The 17,653-nt window shown below is 71.0% G+C and carries 16 protein-coding genes; 8 read left to right on the top strand and 8 right to left on the bottom strand.

Features of this window, described 5'->3' with window-relative positions:
* The first annotated feature begins 72 nt into the window (after positions 1-72).
* From MTDSW087_RS08570 to MTDSW087_RS08555, 4 genes are read left to right on the top strand one after another with little or no spacing between them, the layout of a single operon-like run.
* The gene (locus MTDSW087_RS08570; RefSeq protein WP_109951710.1) at positions 73-483 is read left to right on the top strand and encodes a FixH family protein; all 411 of its coding nucleotides are present in this window, start codon (positions 73-75) and stop codon (positions 481-483) included.
* Positions 480-1,961, top strand: a complete 1,482-nt coding sequence (locus MTDSW087_RS08565) for an efflux RND transporter periplasmic adaptor subunit (RefSeq protein ID WP_109951711.1) — start codon at positions 480-482, stop codon at positions 1,959-1,961. The genes MTDSW087_RS08570 and MTDSW087_RS08565 overlap by 4 nt, the downstream gene beginning before the upstream one ends.
* The gene (locus MTDSW087_RS08560; RefSeq protein ID WP_109951712.1) at positions 1,958-5,131 is read left to right on the top strand and encodes an efflux RND transporter permease subunit; all 3,174 of its coding nucleotides are present in this window, start codon (positions 1,958-1,960) and stop codon (positions 5,129-5,131) included. The genes MTDSW087_RS08565 and MTDSW087_RS08560 overlap by 4 nt, the downstream gene beginning before the upstream one ends.
* Positions 5,132-5,150: 19 nt before the next feature.
* Complete coding sequence (locus tag MTDSW087_RS08555) at positions 5,151-5,627, top strand: DUF411 domain-containing protein (RefSeq protein WP_186383785.1); 477 nt, start codon at positions 5,151-5,153, stop codon at positions 5,625-5,627.
* 15 nt (positions 5,628-5,642) lie between these two features.
* On the opposite strand, the gene MTDSW087_RS08550 is transcribed toward MTDSW087_RS08555, so the two are convergent.
* The 8 genes from MTDSW087_RS08550 to MTDSW087_RS08515 are packed head-to-tail and all read right to left on the bottom strand — an operon-like array spanning position 5,643 to position 11,528.
* Entirely contained in the window at positions 5,643-5,885 is a 243-nt protein-coding gene (locus tag MTDSW087_RS08550; protein ID WP_109951714.1) for a hypothetical protein, read from the bottom strand.
* On the bottom strand, positions 5,882-7,093 hold the full coding sequence (locus MTDSW087_RS08545) for an MFS transporter (RefSeq protein WP_109951715.1): 1,212 nt from the start codon (positions 7,091-7,093) through the stop codon (positions 5,882-5,884). The genes MTDSW087_RS08550 and MTDSW087_RS08545 overlap by 4 nt, the downstream gene beginning before the upstream one ends.
* Complete coding sequence (locus MTDSW087_RS08540; protein WP_109951716.1) at positions 7,090-7,329, bottom strand: heavy-metal-associated domain-containing protein; 240 nt, start codon at positions 7,327-7,329, stop codon at positions 7,090-7,092. Before MTDSW087_RS08540 ends, MTDSW087_RS08545 begins: the two co-directional genes overlap by 4 nt.
* A 14-nt stretch (positions 7,330-7,343) precedes the next feature.
* Positions 7,344-8,024: a cytochrome c biogenesis CcdA family protein gene (locus MTDSW087_RS08535; RefSeq protein WP_109951717.1), complete on the bottom strand. Its 681-nt coding sequence runs from the start codon at positions 8,022-8,024 to the stop codon at positions 7,344-7,346.
* Positions 8,021-8,365, bottom strand: a complete 345-nt coding sequence (locus tag MTDSW087_RS08530; protein ID WP_109951718.1) for a heavy-metal-associated domain-containing protein — start codon at positions 8,363-8,365, stop codon at positions 8,021-8,023. The genes MTDSW087_RS08535 and MTDSW087_RS08530 overlap by 4 nt, the downstream gene beginning before the upstream one ends.
* On the bottom strand, positions 8,362-10,824 hold the full coding sequence (locus MTDSW087_RS08525; protein WP_109951719.1) for a heavy metal translocating P-type ATPase: 2,463 nt from the start codon (positions 10,822-10,824) through the stop codon (positions 8,362-8,364). Before MTDSW087_RS08525 ends, MTDSW087_RS08530 begins: the two co-directional genes overlap by 4 nt.
* A 33-nt stretch (positions 10,825-10,857) precedes the next feature.
* Entirely contained in the window at positions 10,858-11,079 is a 222-nt protein-coding gene (locus MTDSW087_RS08520; protein WP_109951720.1) for a heavy-metal-associated domain-containing protein, read from the bottom strand.
* A complete protein-coding gene (locus MTDSW087_RS08515; protein WP_109951721.1) occupies positions 11,076-11,528 on the bottom strand; it encodes a MerR family DNA-binding protein in 453 nt (150 codons plus the stop codon). Before MTDSW087_RS08515 ends, MTDSW087_RS08520 begins: the two co-directional genes overlap by 4 nt.
* A gap of 347 nt (positions 11,529-11,875) precedes the next feature.
* Between MTDSW087_RS08515 and MTDSW087_RS08510 the strand changes: the two genes are divergently transcribed.
* From MTDSW087_RS08510 to MTDSW087_RS08495, 4 genes are all read left to right on the top strand, one after another.
* Entirely contained in the window at positions 11,876-12,088 is a 213-nt protein-coding gene (locus MTDSW087_RS08510; RefSeq protein WP_109951722.1) for a heavy-metal-associated domain-containing protein, read from the top strand.
* A 92-nt stretch (positions 12,089-12,180) separates the two neighbouring features.
* Entirely contained in the window at positions 12,181-12,651 is a 471-nt protein-coding gene (locus tag MTDSW087_RS08505) for a hypothetical protein (protein ID WP_109951723.1), read from the top strand.
* A gap of 86 nt (positions 12,652-12,737) precedes the next feature.
* Entirely contained in the window at positions 12,738-14,471 is a 1,734-nt protein-coding gene (locus MTDSW087_RS08500) for an efflux RND transporter periplasmic adaptor subunit (protein WP_109951724.1), read from the top strand.
* Positions 14,472-14,482: 11 nt separating this feature from the next.
* The gene (locus tag MTDSW087_RS08495; protein ID WP_144762841.1) at positions 14,483-17,632 is read left to right on the top strand and encodes an efflux RND transporter permease subunit; all 3,150 of its coding nucleotides are present in this window, start codon (positions 14,483-14,485) and stop codon (positions 17,630-17,632) included.
* Positions 17,633-17,653 lie beyond the last annotated feature (21 nt).

Below are 17,653 nucleotides of genomic sequence, written 5' to 3'. Positions count from 1 at the left end.
CGCCGGCGCTCGCGCCGGCACGGTGACGCGCGTCCGCGCCTCGCCATCCATCGTGTTCAGGAGATGAGACCCGTGACCAAGAACCCCTTCGCGCGCGCCGTGCCGGCCGCGCTGCTCGGCGCCGCCCTGTCAGCATCGACGTTCGCCCCGCCCGCCCTGGCGGACATCAAGGACTACCGCTTCGAACTCGTGCAGCAGGAGGCGAAGGTCGGCGAGGCCGTCATCGCCGTCCGGCTCGTCGACCAGCGGAGCGGCAAGCCGGTGACCGACGCCGTAGTCTTCGCCAAGCGCCTCGACATGGCCCCCGATGCCATGGAGGAGATGGCCACCAAGGTCGAGCAGGTCCCCTCGACCGAGCCCGGCATCTACCGTTTCAAGGCCAAGCTCTCGATGCAGGGCCGCTGGCGCCTGTCGCTGGCCGCCAAGGTCCAGGGCGAGACCGGCACGGTCGAGGACAAGCTGGTCCTTCAGGCCGCGAAATGACCCGCTCGGCATGGTTCGCCGGCACCCTCGCTGCGCTCGCGGCGGGGGGCCTCGGCTACTGGGCCGGACAGCAGGACGGTCCCGTTCCGGCGTTCGTCGAGCGGGTCCGGCACGGCGTCGCCCGCTTGCTGCCCGCCGCGCAGGCGCCGGCCCGGTCCAAGCCCGCGTCCGGACCGGTGGTCTACTACTGGGACCCGGACGGGAAGCCCGTCTACTCGGCGTCGCCGATGGTGACGGCGGACGGCCGGGAGTTCCGGGCCGTCCGCGCCAGCGAGGACGTGCGCTTCGACGACGGGGACGGCGAGACCATGCCCGCAGACATGGCCGGGCACCACGCGGAGCCGGGCGAGGCGGCCAAGCCCGGCGGTGACGCCCGGCGCGTCCTCTACTACCGGAACCCGATGGGCTTGGCCGACACCTCGTCGGTGCCGAAGAAGGACTCGATGGGGATGGACTACATTCCCGTCTACGCGGGCGAGGACGAGGCCGGCGTCGTGAAGGTCTCGCCGGGCAAGGTCCAGCGCACCGGCGTGCGGACCGAGCTCGCGGAGCGCCGGGTCCTGTCGGTGCCGGTGCGGGCGCCGGGCAGCGTCGGGGAGGACGAGCGCCGCGTCTCCGTCATCGCCATGCGCACGGACGCCTTCATCGAGAAGGTCGAGCCGGTCACAACGGGCGACCACGTCCGCAAGGGCCAGCCGTTGCTGCGCCTGTTCGCGCCCGAGATCAACGCGGTCGCGGCCCAGTACCTGACCTCCATCGGCTACGAGGGCGGCCGTCGGCGTCTAGAGAACCTCGCCATCCCGCCGGAGGTCATCGACGAGATCGAGCGGACCCATAAGGTGCCACCCTCCATCACATGGTCCGCGCCCCGGGACGGCGTCGTGGTCGAGCGCAACGTCTCGGACGGGATGAAGGCCAAGTCCGGCGACGTCCTGTTCCGCATCGTCGACCACACGCGTGTCTGGGTGCTGGCCGACGTGACCGAGCGCGACCTCGCCGGGGTGGCGGAGGGGCAGAAGGCGACGGTCCGGGCGCGGGCCTTCCCCGACCGGACCTTCAGCGGGACGGTGACCCGGATCTACCCGCACCTCAACATGGAGACCCGGACCGCCCGGCTGCGCATCGAGCTGCCGAACCCCGACGGCGTCCTGCGCCCGTCGATGTACGCGGACGTCGAGATCGCGACGGGCGACGCCAAGCCGGTGGTGGCGGTGCCCGACGACGCGGTCATCGACACCGGCGAGCGTCAGGTCGTGCTGCTCGACCACGGCGAGGGGCGCTTCGAGCCGAAGGCGGTGAAGGTCGGCCTGCGCGGCCGGGGCTACGTCGAGATCCGCGAGGGGGTCACGGCCGGTGACCGGGTGGTCACGGCGGCGAACTTCCTGATCGACGCCGAGAGCAACCTGAAGGCGGCGCTCCAGTCCATCGCCGCACCGAAGGACGACCGGCAGGCGGCGGGCACGGGGGCGACGCCATGATCGCCCGCCTGATCGGCTGGTCGGCCCGCAACCTCGTGCTGGTGCTGCTCGGGACCGTGTTCGCTGTGGCGGCCGGCATCCTGGCGCTCAGGTCTCTGCCGCTCGACGCCATCCCCGACCTCTCGGACGTACAGGCCATCGTCTACACCGAGTACCCGGGACAGGCGCCGCAGGTGGTGGAGGACCAAGTCACCTATCCGCTGACCACCGCGATGCTGACGGTGCCGAAGGCCAAGGTGGTGCGCGGCTTCTCTTTCTTCGGCGTGTCCTTCGTCTACGTCATCTTCGAGGACGGCACCGACCCCTACTGGGGTCGCTCCCGCGTGCTCGAATACCTCAACGGCGCGGCGAGCCGCCTGCCGGCCGGGGTGACGCCAATGCTGGGGCCCGACGCGACCGGCGTCGGCTGGGTCTACCAGTACGTGGTGGTCGCGAAGGAGCGGACGCTTGCGGAGCTCCGGTCGATGCAGGACTGGGTCATCCGGTTCGGGGCCTCGCGCGCCGAGGGTGTGGCCGAGGTCGCCGGCGTCGGCGGCTTCGTCAAGCAGTACAACGTCGTCGTCGACCCGAACCGCCTGCGGGCCCAGGGCATCTCGCTCAACAAGCTCCGGGACGCCATCCGGTCAAGTAACGCCGACGTCGGGGGCCGCACGGTCGAGCTCTCCGAATTCGAGTTCATGGTGCGCGGGCGCGGCTACATCCGGAGCCTCGCCGACATCGAGAACGTCGTGCTGAAGACCTCCGGCGGCACGCCGCTGCGGGTCAGGGACGTCGCCCGGGTCGAGCTCGGGCCGGACGAGCGGCGCGGCCTAACCGAGATGAACGGCGAGGGCGAGGTTGCCGGTGGCATCGTCCTGCAGCGCTTCGGGGCCAACGCCCTCAACGTCATCGAGGGCGTGAAGGCGAAGCTCGCCGAGGTCGCCAAGAGCCTGCCGGCGGGCACCGAGATCCTGCCGGTCTACGACCGCTCGCAGCTCATCGACGCGGCCATCGACACACTGCGGCACACGCTGGTCGAGGAGAGCGTCGTCGTCTCCCTCGTCTGCATCGTCTTCCTGCTGCACGTACGCAGCGCGCTCGTCGCCATCCTGATGCTGCCGGTCGGCATCCTGATGGCCTTCGCCGGTATGAAAGCGCTCGGCATCGGCGCCAACATCATGAGCCTGGGCGGCATCGCCATCGCCGTAGGTGCCATGGTCGACGCCGCCATCGTCATGATCGAGAACGCCCACAAGCACCTGGAGCGGGCGCCACCGGACAAACCTCGGGTCGAGGTCCTGGTCGAGGCGGCAAGCGAGGTCGGGCCGTCCCTGTTCTTCTCGCTCCTCGTGATCACGGTGAGCTTCCTGCCGATCTTCACCCTGGAGAGCCAGGAGGGACGGCTGTTCGGACCGCTCGCCTACACCAAGACCTTCGCCATGGCGGCGGCGGCGCTCCTCTCGGTCACGCTGGTGCCGGCGCTGATGGTGCTGTTCGTGCGCGGGCGCATCGTCCCCGAGCACCGCAACCCGCTGAACCGCCTCCTCATCTGGCTGTACCGGCCGCTCATCGCCGGTGTGCTGCGGGCCCGAGTGCTCACCATCCTGCTCGCCGTGGGCGTGCTGGCGGCGACCGCATGGCCGGCCCGGCAACTCGGCTCGGAGTTCATGCCGGAGCTCGACGAGGGTACGCTGCTCTACATGCCGACGACGCTGCCGGGCATCTCGGTGACCAAGGCCGGCGAGCTCCTCGCCACCCAGGACCGCATCATCAAGTCGTTCCCCGAGGTGGCCTCGGTCTACGGCAAGGCCGGGCGCGCCAACACCGCGACCGACCCTGCGCCGATGGAGATGTTCGAGACGGTCATCGCCCTGAAGCCGAAGGCGGCGTGGCGGCCGGGCGTGACGCTCGCGAGCCTCAAGGCCGAGATGGACGCGGCCCTGCAGTTCCCGGGCGTGTCGAATGCCTGGACGCAGCCGATCCGCGCCCGCATCGACATGCTCTCGACCGGCATCCGCACCCCAGTGGGCGTGAAGGTGCTGGGCACCGACCTCACGGCGATGGAGGGGGTGGCCCGCCAGGTGGAGACGGTGGTGCGGACCGTGCCTGGCACGTCGAGCGTCTATGCCGAGCGGGTCATCGGGGGCTACTTCCTCGACGTCACGCCGGAGCGCGAGGCGCTCGGGCGCTATGGTCTGATGGTCGGGGACGTGCAGGACGTTGTCGCGACGGCCCTCGGTGGGCAGACCGTGACGAACACCGTCGAGGGCCGCGAGCGATACACCGTCAACGTGCGCTACCCGCGGGCCTTCCGCTCGGACCCCAGGGCCATCGCGAACGAGGTGCAAGTGCCGCTGCCGGGGGGCGGCACGGTGCCGCTTGGCGAGGTGGCCAAGGTCGAACTGACACGCGGGCCGACCTCGATCCGCACCGAGAACGGGCAACTCGCGGTCTACCTGTTTGTCGACATCGCGGGGCGAGACCTCGGCGGCTACGTGGCCGAGGCGCGCAAGGCCGTGGCGGACACGGTCAAGCTGCCGCAGGGCACGAGCCTGCAGTGGAGCGGGCAGTACGAGTACCTGGAGCGGGCCGAGGCGCGCCTCTCCTTCGTGGTGCCGCTGACGCTGCTGATCGTGTTCCTACTCCTCTACCTCAACTTCCGGCGGCTGACCGAGACGCTCATCGTGATGCTGTCGCTGCCCTTCGCCCTGGTCGGCGGGGTGTGGCTGCTCTGGTGGATGAGCTTCAACATGTCGGTCGCGGTGGCGGTCGGCTTCATCGCCCTGGCCGGCGTCGCCGCCGAGACCGGCGTGATCATGCTGGTCTATCTCGACCATGCCCTCGACGAGGTCCGCGCCGGCTGCGCGCGCGAGGGCCGCCCACTTGCGCGGGCGGACCTGCAGCGGGCCATCATGGTCGGTGCCGTCGAGCGGGTACGCCCGAAGATGATGACGGTGGTCGCCATCATGGCTGGCCTCTTGCCCATCCTCTGGAGCACCGGCTCGGGCTCCGAGGTCATGCAGCGGATCGCGGTTCCCATGATCGGTGGGATGGTCTCCTCGACGGTGTTGACGCTGGTGGTGATCCCGGCGGTCTACGCCTTGGTGAAAGGGCGCGGGTTGCCGCCGGCGGATCTGGTCGCTCGCAAGGCCGCGGACGGGAACGTGAGGCTGCCGCAGGCGGCCGAGTGAGAGCGAACGGGAGTTGACGATGCGGAGCGATACGATGCCGTCCCGGCGTGCCCTGCTCGCGGGCCTGGCGGCGGGGCTGGCCCTCGGACGGGGCGCCCTGGCGGAGGGGTTGCCCCCGGTCGCGGTGACCAAGGACCCGAACTGCGGCTGCTGCGAGAAGTGGGTCACGCACCTGCGCGAGTCCGGCTTCACCGTCACCGTGACCGAGGGCCCGGTGAACCCGCTCAAGATCCGCCTCGGGGTGCCGCGCGAGCTTGCCTCCTGCCACACCGCCCAGGTCGGCGGCTACGTGGTCGAGGGCCACGTGCCGGCCGGCGCGATCAAGCGGCTCCTGGCGGAGAAGCCCAAGGGCACCGGGCTGTCTGTGCCGGGCATGCCGGTCGGCTCGCCCGGCATGGAGGTCGATGGCATGGAGCCCGACACCTACGAGGTCACCCTCTTCGGACCCGAGGGGCGGAGCGTGTTCGCCCGGTACCGCGGAGCTGAGGTGGCCTGAGCAGGCGGGTGACCCTCACATCGTGCCGCGGTGGCGAGCACGCGCCGTACCTCGGGCCGCCCCGGCGAGGTCGAGATAGGCCTCGTCGAGGCAAGCCGAGGCACATGCCGGGCTCCCGGTGTCGAGGACGAGTGCCTCCAGTGCGCAGAGGAGATGCTCGGCCGCGCCGCTTGCCCCCTCCCGCTGCGCCTGCCGGAGTGCGGCGAGGATGAGGGTGTCGAGGGCTGCCTCGCCGAATTCGGACCTTGGCGCGTTCATGGGCGTCCTCCCTCGACCGACGGCGTCTCGGACCGGAAGAGACGCACGGCAGCTGCGGCGAGCGCCAACTCCGCCGCCGCGAACAGGGCGAGCGTCGTACCGAACCCGAGACGGAGCAATCCGCCGAAGAGCAGGCTTCCTAGCCCGAACCCGGTGAACAGCAGGCAGACGTTGAGCCCCATGGCTTGGCCCGGACGTTGGCCCCCGAGTGCCGTGACGACGCCGGCGAGCAGCGGCTGGGTCATGTCGTAGCCGAGCGACAGGACCGTCACCGCCACCGCCGCCAGGAGAAGCGGCGCGTCGAGGGTCAGAGCCGCCGCCGCGAAGGCCCCCAGGAGCAGCCCGACCGGGAGGAGGCGGCCGCGCCCTCGCCGGTCCGCGATGCGGCCGATGACGGGCCCCAGGAGGAAGCCCGGGATGCCATAGCCGAGGAGCGCCAGCCCGACCCCGACGGGACCGAGCCCGTATCGCTGCTCGAAGTACAGGCCGAGCCAGGTGAACACGCCGGAGTGGAACATCGAGTTGAGCAGGACAAAGCCGTAGGTGCGACGTCCGCGTGGGTTGAGCAGGAGGTCGCGGTAGCCGCGGAACAGGTCGGGCAACCGTGTCCCGGTCACCGTGGCGCTGGGGATGATCCCCCGTGTCGGCGCGAGGACGAGCAGGAGCGCCCCCCCGGCGGCGCCGACGGTCAGGAAGAGGCCGCGCCACCCGACCACCGGTTCGAGCAGGGCGCCGAAGGTCGACCCGAAGGCCATGCCGCCGGCCATGGCGCCGAACAGCCATCCCAGGGGGCGCCCCCGTCGTTCGTAGGGGAAGAGCCGGCCGACGAGAACGAGGCCGAGGGGGACGACCCCGCTCGCCCCCAAACCGGTCAGGAAGCGCCACGTGGCGAGTTGCCCGACCGAGCTCGCCGTGGCTGTCAGGGCCGTGAGCGCCGCGAAGGCGGCCAGGGAGCCAGCCATGACGCGCCAGACGCCTAGGCGGTCCGCCAGCAGCCCGTAGACCAGCGTCGCCGCTCCGTACGGGATCAAGTAGGCCGGAACGATGAGCCCGACCCGCTCGGGCGAGACGCCGAACCCCTGCGCCAACTGCGGCAGGACCGGCGCGACCATGAACGCCTGGAAGAAGATCACGAACGCCGCCGCCGCGAGGACGCGGAGCAGGCGCTCGCGGTCAGCCTCCGCGGGTTCCGTCTCTCCGGGAATCATGCTTGCACCTCGACGGCGTCGAACCCGCCCTTGGCGAGCGCCGACCGGATCTCCGCAGGTCCGACGCGGGACGGCTCGAAGCGAACGGCGACGCGCTTGCGCCAGGTGCTGGGCTTTGCCTGGCGGACCCCCGGCACGGCCGTCAGTACGTCATGGACCGTCTCGGCGCAGCCGTCGCACATCATACCCGGCACGGAGAAGATGACCTCCGTCAGGGAGGCGGTTTCGTCACTCATGAGGTCTCCAGGGTTCAGAGCAGGTCCGCGTAGACCCGTGCGTAGTAGGCGCTGACCAACAGGAGGGCGCCGCCGCTGAAGAGCTGCAGGGCTCGGCCCCAGACGCCGAGGCGGGCCAGGCGGGTGATCGCGCTCCCGGCCGCACCCGCGGCGAGGAAGGGCAGGCCCCGACCGAGGCCGAATGCGAGGGCGAGGACGACGCCGCGCCCGGACCGGCCCTCCGCGGCCGCCACCGTGAGCAGCAGCAGCAGCGGCGCGACCGAGGTGCCGACGCTGAACACCACGCCGTAGGCGAAGGCGCCGAGGAGGCCGGGGCGGCGCCAAGCCGTCAGGGCTCGGGTGCGCAGACGCGGCCACCAGAAGGCGAGAAGCGCCGCCGCAAGCGAGACGACGGCCATGAGCAGGGCCCAGTTCCGGCCGAACGCCTCCGTCGCGAGCGCGCCGAGATGCCCTACCGCGGAGCCGAGGACGGCGAGGCTCAGGACGATTCCGGCGAAGAAGGACGCGGCGACCTGCAGGCCGGCACGTCGGGCCCCTGCCTCCGAGGCCCCGGCGACGCTGGCCAGGCCGAGCCCGACTGGGAGGGTGCAAGAGCAGACCGCGCTGGCCAGGACCCCGGCGAGGAACGCGATCCAGAGGGCGGCCGGCCCGCCGGCGCCGGCCGCCAGGGGCTGGACGAGATGTTCGAGCGTCACGGCGCCACCACGGGAGTGCCGGGGGTGTAGCCAAGGCCCGCGATGGCCGTCCGCACGCGACCGAGCAGGAGGGGCCGGCCGGCGGCGTAAGTGACGCGAAGCGTGCGGCCGACGAAATCGATCTCCGCGTCGGTCACGCCGTCCACCTTCCGGACCGCCCGCTTGATGGAGGCGGCGCAGGAGAGGCAGACCATGCCTTCCACCGGGATGGTCGCGACCTTCAGGTCGGAGCCGCGGCGTGACATGGCCGGCGTGTCATCCTGGGCCCGCACCGGCCCGACCGGTCCCAGGAGGAGGGCTGCCAGCGCGGCCGCCCCGCTCGAAGAAATCAGGAACCTCATCGCCGACCTCCTTCGATGGCGAGCCCGTTCGTGGCGGGCAGGCTGCCGACGCTCGTAATCGCACCCAGGAACAGTCCGGGCTGGCCCCAGAGGGAATTGAGAAAGATCGCGGTGACGCTGACCGCCATGGCGACCATGGCCCAGATCGGGTTGATGAGCCCGGTCGCGGCCACCGGTATGCCGAGGCCGTTGAAGGCGAAGGCCAGCCACACGTTCTGGAGCATCTTGGCGTAGCTGCGCCGGCTGATGCGGCGGGCGAGCGGCAGCGCGGCCAGGCGGTTCGACAGGATAATGATGTCGGCGGCCTCGATGGCGATGTCGGTGCCCCCGCCCATGGCGATGCCGACGTCGGCCTGCATCAGGGCGGGCGCATCGTTGATGCCGTCGCCGACCATCGCGACCTTGGACGTCGCTTGCAGGCGCCGCACGGTCTCCGCCTTGCCGTCGGGCAGTACCCCCGCGTGGACCTCGTCGATGCCCGCCTCGGCGGCGATCCGGCGGGCAGCCCGCTCGTTGTCACCGGTGAGTAGGACCGTCCGCAGGCCCTCAGCCCGCAACGCCGCAACCGCCTGCGCCGCGTCGGACCGTAGGCTGTCGTCAAGCGCGAGCAGGCCCAGCAGGCGACGGTCCCGGCCGACCATGATGACGGTGCGCCCGGCCCCCTCCAGGTCCTGGGTGCGGGCCGCCGCGGACGATAGGTCGACGCCACGGCCTGCCAGGAACGCCGGGCTGCCGACCAGGACCTCGCCCGCCACGGTCTGGGCGACGACGCCCTTGCCCGGGATGGCCTCGAACGAGATCACGTCCGGGGGCACGGCGCCGCGCGTGAACGCGGCCTTGACCACTGCCTGCGCGAGTGGGTGCTCGGACGAGGCCTCGGCCGCGGCGGCAAGGGCGACGAGATCGGCCTCGCTCCCGGAGAACGCCTCGACTTCGCGGACCGCGGGCCGACCCTCGGTGAGGGTCCCGGTCTTGTCGAGGACGACGGTGTCGACGAGGCGATAGCCCTGGAAGGCCTCGCCGGTCCGCATCAGGATGCCGTGCTCGGCGGCTTCGCCGGCCCCCCGCACGATGGAGAGCGGTGCCGAAATGCCGACGGCGCAGGGATAGCCCATGACTAGGACGCTCAGGCCCGCGAACACGGCCCGCTCGATGTCGGGTTCACCGCCGGCCAACCACGAACCGGCGAGCCAGCCGACGAAGGCCAGCGCGGCCACCACGAGCACGGTCGGAGTGTAGACCTGCAGGACGCGGTCGACGAGGTGGAGCAGGCCGGGCTTGAGGGCGCGGGCGTCCTCGACCTCGCGCACCACCTTCTGCAGGAAGCTGCCGGCTCCCACTGCGGTCACCCGGACCAGCAGGGTGCCGGTGCCATTGATCGAGCCGCCGATGACGGCGTCGCCCTCAGCGCGCTCGACCGGAATTGGCTCACCGGTGACGAGGGCCTGGTCGACGGCGGAGCGGCCGCCCGCGACTGTGCCATCGACGGGCACCCGCTCCCCGGGGCGAATGCGGACGAGGTCGCCGACCGCGACGGCTTCCAGTGGCACATCCCGCTCCTGGCCGTCCCGGACCACGCGGGCGGTCTCCGGCTGGAGGTCGAGGAGGCGCTTCACGGCCTGGGAGCTGCGCGTCTTGACGATGAGCGACAGCCACTCGGAGAAGATGTGGTAGGTCGCGACCATGACCGAGACGGCGAAGAACGGCGCAGTCGGGTAGTCCGGCCGGTCGAGGACCAGCCCGATGACGCCGCCGAGCATGCCTGCGAAGGCGCCGATCTCCAGCAGCACGTGCTGGTTCAGGATGCCGCGGCGGAGGGCCTGGACGGCCATGTGCAGGATGTGGCGCCCGACCCCGAAGACGAGCACGACCGCGAGCGCGGCCACGAGCCAGGGAGCGGAGGCCGCGAGGTAGCCTTGGAGGTTCAGGTAGAGCAGGCCGAGTGCCAGGACTGCGAGACCGGCGGTGCTGGCCGCCGCGGCGAGGAGGCTGGTCTTCCGCAGGACGAGGAAGACCATCGCGCCGAGGCTGAGGCAGACCAGGGCGGGCAGGAAGCCGATCCAGCCGAGGGTGGGGTCCGCGATGATGGGAATTGAGGCGACGCTTAGGGCGACCGCCACGACGAAGCGGCGGCTCTCGCGCACGAGATCGCGCTCCTCCTCCTCGTAGGGCCGGACCTTGCGCGGATCGGAGATGGTGTAGCCGATGTCGCGCAGGATCCCCAGAAGCTTCGCCGGCCGCGCGACCGCCGGGTCGTACTCGACGAGGGCCTGCTCGTGGGTCAGGCTGACCGCCACCTTGTCGACGCCCGGCTGGCTACCCAGCGCCTTCTCGATGGTGCCGGTGCAGAGCGAACAGTGCAGGCCGCCGATCCGGGCGCGGATGCGTGCCCGGTCGGGCCGGCTCGCCGGCTCCTCGCTCCAGAGGGAAAGGTCGGTGTCGAGTGCCGCTGCGGCCATCGGTCCGTCTCCAGGAATGTCCAGCCAGCCAGATCAGGCCGAAGTCCGGGCCACGACCCGGAAGCCGCGCTTCTCGATCAGCTCGACCAGGCGATCCTCGCTGGTGGTCACGGGGTCGAAGAGGGCGCGGACGCGCCCCTTATCGAAGGAGACATCGACGCCACGGACGCCGGGATGGGCCTCCAAAAGCGAACCGACCGAGGCGGAGCAGGCAGCGCACCGCCAACCTTCGACCTTCAAAGTGACCGTCCTCATGGTGACTTCCTCTTCATCGGCTCGTCGCATCGACACGCGGCCGCTTCCGGCGGTGCCTGGTCGAGGGCTTCCAGGATGGTGCAGCCGCTCAGGCCGCCGTGGCCCGGGCACGAGGCGACCACAGCCTCCAAGGCGGCGCGGACGCGCAGGAGCTCGGAGATCCTCTCGTCCACCTCGGCGATCTTGTGCCGAGCCTGGGCCTGCACGTCAGCGCAGTCGGCCTCTGGATTGGCGCGTAGGGCGAGGAGCTCTTGCGCCTCCTTGAGGGAGAACCCGATCCTCTGGGCCTGCCGGATGAATCGGATGCGAGCGACCACCTCAGGCGAATAGGTCCGATAGCCAGACCCTTTGGCCGGTTGCGCGATTAAGCCCTGGCGCTCGTAGAACCGGATGGTCTCAACGCCGACACCGGCCTCCCGCGCCGCCCTGCCGATCGTCAGGTTCCTCATCTTCCGTCCCCGCGATGCCGATGCTGCACAAGCCTACGGTCCGTACCGTGGTACGGGGTCAAGGGGCATTCGTCGGAGCGGTCCGCAAGTTGGGACGAGGATGTCGGTAAGTGGGAGCGGCAGCGTCGCTGTTCGCTGGACGGTGGCCGTGGGATCCACCGAAAGGCCCGCATGATGCCGCCCGCCGCCTCCCCGGCAATCTTGGGATGTTCAGCCGGTTTGCGGTTTCGCGGTCAAGCGAAAGCCCCTCAGGCATCAGTAACTTGGTCCGGCCAGGCAGGTGATCCCTTGACCTTCCCATCATGTGAAGCCCCATCTGGATGGGACGCCATCCAGGAGAGAGCGTCATGTACCGCTTAAAGGTCGAGAAGATGGGGTGCGGCGGCTGTACCAAGGCCGTGGCCCGCGCCGTCCAAGCCGTCGAGCCCAATGCCCGGATCGACGTGGACCTGGGGGCCAAGATCGTCACCGTGTCCGGCGTCGCGGGGCCGGTCGACCAGATCGCCCAGGCCATCGCTGCCGCCGGCTACCCCGCAGAGCCGCTGCGCGCGGCGGGTTGAAACCCGACGACGGCAACCAAACCTCCGTTTGGGCATTCACGTCCCACCCGCGGACATAGTCCCGCCACTCGAACCGGTGTAAGCCAGACCTCATGAGCCTCGACCGGCAAATCGTGCGCCTGATGGCGGCGATGATCCTCGCGATCATCGCCTACGTCGCGCCGTCCGCCGTCCAGGCCCACGAGGGACACGCGCACCACGGTCACCACGCCGCGGCGCAGCCTAAGATCGCTCAGTCGGCGCCCAAGGCCACCGCGCCTTCGGTCTACGTGGCGCCTGAGGTCGTGGTCCGGACCGTCTCGCCGGCATGGGCCAAGCTCGCGCTCACCCCGACCAGGGTCGAGGGTGCGCGCATCGAGCCGGGTCAGGACGAATGCTGCCCGGTCGGCTGCAAGACCCGCTGCTGCGGAACGATGGCCTGCTGCGCCATCGGCGTCCTCTCCGGGCCCTATACCCTGGCGCCGACCCTGGTCCGAACCGTCACGCTGATCCCGCGCGACGTCTCGGGTCGCGCCGGTGCCGGCCCCGAGGCCCTGCCCAAGCCCCCACGATCCCTCGCGTGAGGTGAGGCGCGCCTGAGGCGCGCAACGCCCGGAGTGCGTCCGCGAGCGCGGCGCGCCCGGACTTCCCGACGCGAGGATTCCTGTTCATGTCGACCCGTTTTGCCGCCGCCCTGCACGCGGTGGCGCTGCTTGCCGCCGTCCTGGCGGGGCCCGCGCTCGCCCACGAGGGCCACGACCACGGCACCGCACCGCCGCCTGTCTCGAAGACGATCGCTCCGCGCGGCGAGGCGCTGTCCGACGCCTTCGAGCTCGTCGCCATCCCCCGGGACGGCACGCTGACGCTGTTCCTCGACCGCTTCCGGACGAACGAGCCGGTGACCGGCGCCACCATCGAGGTGGAGACGCCCGAGGGGCCCAAGACCGCGGCCGCCACGGATGAGGGCGGCTACGCGCTGCCAGCCCCATGGCTGGCGAAACCCGGTCGGCACGACCTCGTGGCGACTGTCACGGCCGGGGATGCAGTCGACGTGCTTACCGTCGCGGTCACCGTGCCCGATCCCGCCTCACAGGCAACCGCAGCTCCAGCCAAACCGGCGCCGGCGCAGGCGGCCCTGTCGCGTGCCTCCGAGTTCGCCCGCGGGCTCCGGGAGCGACTGACGGCCAAGGACCCGATCCTGGTGGCCGCGGTCGCCGTGGCCTTCCTGCTCGGCGTGCTTGTGACGGCACTCGCGCGCGGTCGCCGCGGCGCGCCGGCGGTGGCGTTGCTCGCCATCGGTATCACCCTCGTCCTCGGCACCGCCGCCTTCGCTCACGGCGACGAGGATCATGGAGCACCCGTGCAGGGGGCCGCCCTGATCGAGCCGCGCGCCCCTGGCTCGTCGGACCTCGCGCAGCGCCTGCCCGACGGCTCCGTCTTCGTGCCGAAGCCGACGCAACGGCTGCTGGTCCTGCGCACCACCATGACCGAGCAGGGAAGCTTCCACCGCTCGGTCGAGCTGCCCGGCCGCATCATCCCCGACCCCAACGCCAGCGGCGTCGTGCAGTCCTCGGTCGGCGGCCGTCTCTCGCCGCCGCCCTCCGGCCTGTTCCCCCGCCTGGGCACGAAGGTGCGCAAGGGCGACGTGCTTGCGACCGTGACGCCGCCCGTGCAGGCGGTCGACGTCTCCGACATGCGGCAGCGCCAGGGCGAGCTCGACCAGCAGATCGCCATCGTCGAGCGCAGGGTCGAGCGCTACAGGAAGCTCGCCACCACCGGCGCGGTCGCCACGACCCAGCTCGACGACGCGGTCGCCGAGCTCAACGGCCTGCACGACCGCCGCGCGGCCCTCGACAAGATCCGGCAGCAGCCCGAAACCCTGGTCGCTCCCGTCGACGGCGTAGTGGCGCAGGCGACCGCGGTGGCCGGCCAGATGGCCGCGCCGGGGGCAATGGTCTTCCAGATCGTCGACCCGAACCGCCTCTGGGTCGAGGCCCTGAGCTTCGACGCCCTGACCGCGGCCCAGAACGCCACGGCGCGGCTCGCCGACGGACGCAGCCTGAAGCTCGCCTACCAGGGCACGGGTCTCGCCGACCGCAACCAGGCCATCCCGGTGCAATTCGCGGTGTCCGGCGACGCCTCCGGCCTGCGGGTCGGCCAGTTCGTCACGGTGCTGGCCGGGACGGACACCGAGCAGTCCGGCTTGGCGCTGCCGCGCGCGGCCGTCGTGCGCACCGGCAACGGGCAGGACGTCGTCTACGAGCACACCACCGCCGAGCGCTTCGAGGCCCGGCCCGTGCGGGTCGAGCCGCTCGACGGCGGCCGCGTGCTGGTCGCCGAGGGGATCGGACCCGGCAAGCGGGTGGTGACCCAGGGCGCCGAGCTCCTCGACCAGGTCCGCTGAGGAGGCGCCCGATGTTCACCTTCCTCGTCAGCCAGTCGGTCCGCAACCGCCTGCTCGTCCTCGCCTTGGCCACGGTGCTGGTGCTCTTCGGCGCCTTCACCGCGACCAAGCTGCCGGTCGACGTCTTCCCCGACCTGAACAAGCCGACCGTCACCATCATGACGGAGGCGGAGGGCTACGCCCCCCAGGAGGTCGAGCAGCTCGTCACCTATCCCATCGAGACCCGGATGAACGGGCTGCCCGGCGTGACCCGGGTGCGCTCGGTCTCGGGCGTGGGCCTGTCCATCACCTACGTCGAGTTCGACTGGGGCACCGACATCTACCGCAACCGCCAGCAGGTCGCCGAGCGGCTCGCCCTGGTGCAGGACCAGCTGCCGCGGGGCGTGACCCCGGTGATGGGCCCCATCTCCTCCATCATGGGGCAGATACTGCTGGTGGCGGTGACCAGCGAGACCGCGACCCCGATGCAGGTGCGCGAGGTCGCCGACTTCACCATCCGGCCGCGGCTCCTCACCATCCCGGGCGTGGCGCAGGTCATCCCCATCGGGGGCGAGGTGCGCCAGTTCCGGGTCAGCCCGAACCCGGCCGCCATGCGCTCGCTTGGGGTGACGAACGCCCAGCTTGAGACGGCGCTGGCGCAGTTCGGCACCAATGCCGGCGGCGGCTTCACCGACCAGCATTCCCGCGAGTACCTCATCCGGAACATCGGCCGGACCATGAGCCTCGACGACCTGCGCAACCTCGTGGTCGCGACGGTCGCCGAGACGCCGGTCCACTTGCGCCAGGTGGCCGAGGTCTCCTTCGCCGCACGGACGAAGCGCGGCGACGCCGGCTACATGGCCAAGCCCGCGGTCATCGTCTCGGTCGAGAAGCAGCCCGACGTCGACACCGTGCAGCTGACCCGCAGCATCGCGATGGCCCTGAAGGAGATGTCGCCGACCCTGCCATCCGGCATCCGGGCCGACCAGGTCCTGTTCCGCCAAGCCGACTTCATCGAGACCTCGATCCGCAACGTCGAGCGCGTCCTCTTCGAGGCCGTGCTGGTGGTGGCGGTGGTGCTGTTCGCCTTCCTGCTGAACGTGCGCACCACGGCCATCTCGCTGCTCGCCATCCCAGTCTCGGTGCTGACGACCGCCGTGGTGTTCCACCTGTTCGGCCTGTCGATCAACACGATGACGCTGGGCGGTCTCGCCATCGCCATCGGCGAGCTCGTCGACGACGCGGTCGTGGACGTGGAGAACATCTACCGGCGGCTCGGCGAGAACCGGCGGGCCGGCAACCCGAAGAGCGTGTTCCAGGTGGTGGTCGAGGCCTCGAACGAGGTCCGCTCCGGCATCGTCTACGCGACGCTGATCATCATCCTGGTGTTCGTGCCGCTCTTCGCGCTGTCCGGCATCGAGGGCCGGCTCTTCGCGCCCCTGGGGCAGGCCTACATCATCTCGATCCTGGCGAGCCTGCTCACCTCGATCACCCTGACCCCGGTGCTGGCCTCGCTCCTGCTGCCGGGGCTCAGGAACCTGGAGGAGCACGACAGCCGCTTCCTCAAGCTGCTCAAGCGCGGCAACGCCGCCCTGCTGCGGGTCGCCTTCCGCCACAAGGGCCTGCTGGTCGGCACCGTCGCGGCGGCGGTGGTGGCCGCGGGCGTGGCCGCCTGGAACCTGCCCCGGGCCTTCCTGCCGCCGTTCAACGAGGGCTCGTTCACGGTCAACATGACCTTCAACCCGGGGATCTCGCTGGCCGAGAGCAACCGGGTCGGGCTGATCGCCGAGAAGCTGCTCTTGGACATCCCGGGCGTGAAGGCGGTCGGCCGCCGAACCGGCCGGGCCGAGCTCGACGAGCACGCCGAGGGCGTCCACTCGTCCGAGATCGAGGTGGCGCTCGACGAAGGCGCCAAGCGTCCGAAGGAGGCGCTCGTCGCCGACATCCGCGGGCGCCTCGCGGCCCTGCCGGTGGCCGTCAACGTCGGCCAGCCGATCTCGCACCGGCTCGACCACATGCTCTCGGGCGTGCGGGCCGAGATCGCGCTCAAGGTGTTCGGCGAGGACCTTGACGCCCTTCGTCGGGTCGCCAACTCCCTGCGCGACCGGATGGCCGCGATCCCGGGGCTCGTCGACCTTCAGGTCGAGCGGCAGGTCCGCATCCCGCAGCTTGAGGTTCGGGTCGATTACACCCGGGCGGCCCTCTACGGCGTGCAGCCGGCCGCCGTCGTCGAGCAGATCAGCCGCCTCTCGAACGGGCGGGTGGTCTCGACCGTGGTCGACGGCGTGCGCCGCTTCGACGTGGTGCTGCGCCTCTCCGAGAACCGCCGGACCACCACGGGCCTCGGCGACCTGCTGCTGGAGACGCCCTCGGGCTGGGTTCCGGCGCGCCAGGTGGCCGACATCCGCGAGACGGACGGGCCGAACCAGATCCTGCGCGAGAACGCCCGCCGCCGCATCGTCGTCCAGGCCAACACCAACGGCGAGAGCGACATGGCCACCATCGTGGCGGCCATCCGCGAGGCCGTGGCGAAGGAGCCGCTGCCGCCCGGCTTCTTCACCAGCCTGGAGGGCACCTTCCAGGCGCAGGAGGAGGCGAGCCGGACCATCGCGGCGCTCTCGGCGCTGTCCTTGGCCCTGGTCTTCGCCATCCTCTACAGCCGATACCGCTCGCCCGCGCTGGCGCTCATCATCATGGGCAACGTGCCGCTCGCCCTGATCGGCTCGGTGGCGGCGCTGTGGCTCGTCGGGCAGCCGCTGTCCGTGGCGTCGATGATCGGCTTCATCACGCTGACCGGCATCGCCGCGCGCAACGGCATCCTGAAGATCAGCCACTACCTGAACCTGTCGTTGCATGAGGGCGTGCCGTTCGGCCCCGACCTCGTGGTGCGCGGCAGCCTGGAGCGGCTGACCCCGGTACTGATGACGGCGCTCTCGGCCGGCGTGGCCCTGGTACCGCTGCTCTACGACGCGGCGAGCCCGGGCAAGGAGATCCTGCACCCGGTCGCGGTCACGATCTTCGGCGGCCTCGTCAGTGCGACGCTGCTCGACACCTTCCTCACCCCCGTCCTGTTCCTGCGCTTCGGACGCAAGCCGCTTGAGCGGCTGCGCGCCCTCCACGCCGAGGCGCCGGCCCACCCATCCCCGGACGGAGCGCGCCCGCGCCCGGCCGAGGCCTACTGAACCCCGAGAGGAGACCTGAGC

It is taken from the genome of Methylobacterium dankookense (assembly GCF_902141855.1).
Lineage (GTDB): Bacteria > Pseudomonadota > Alphaproteobacteria > Rhizobiales > Beijerinckiaceae > Methylobacterium > Methylobacterium dankookense.
This window is presented reverse-complemented; position numbering and strand designations above follow the sequence as displayed.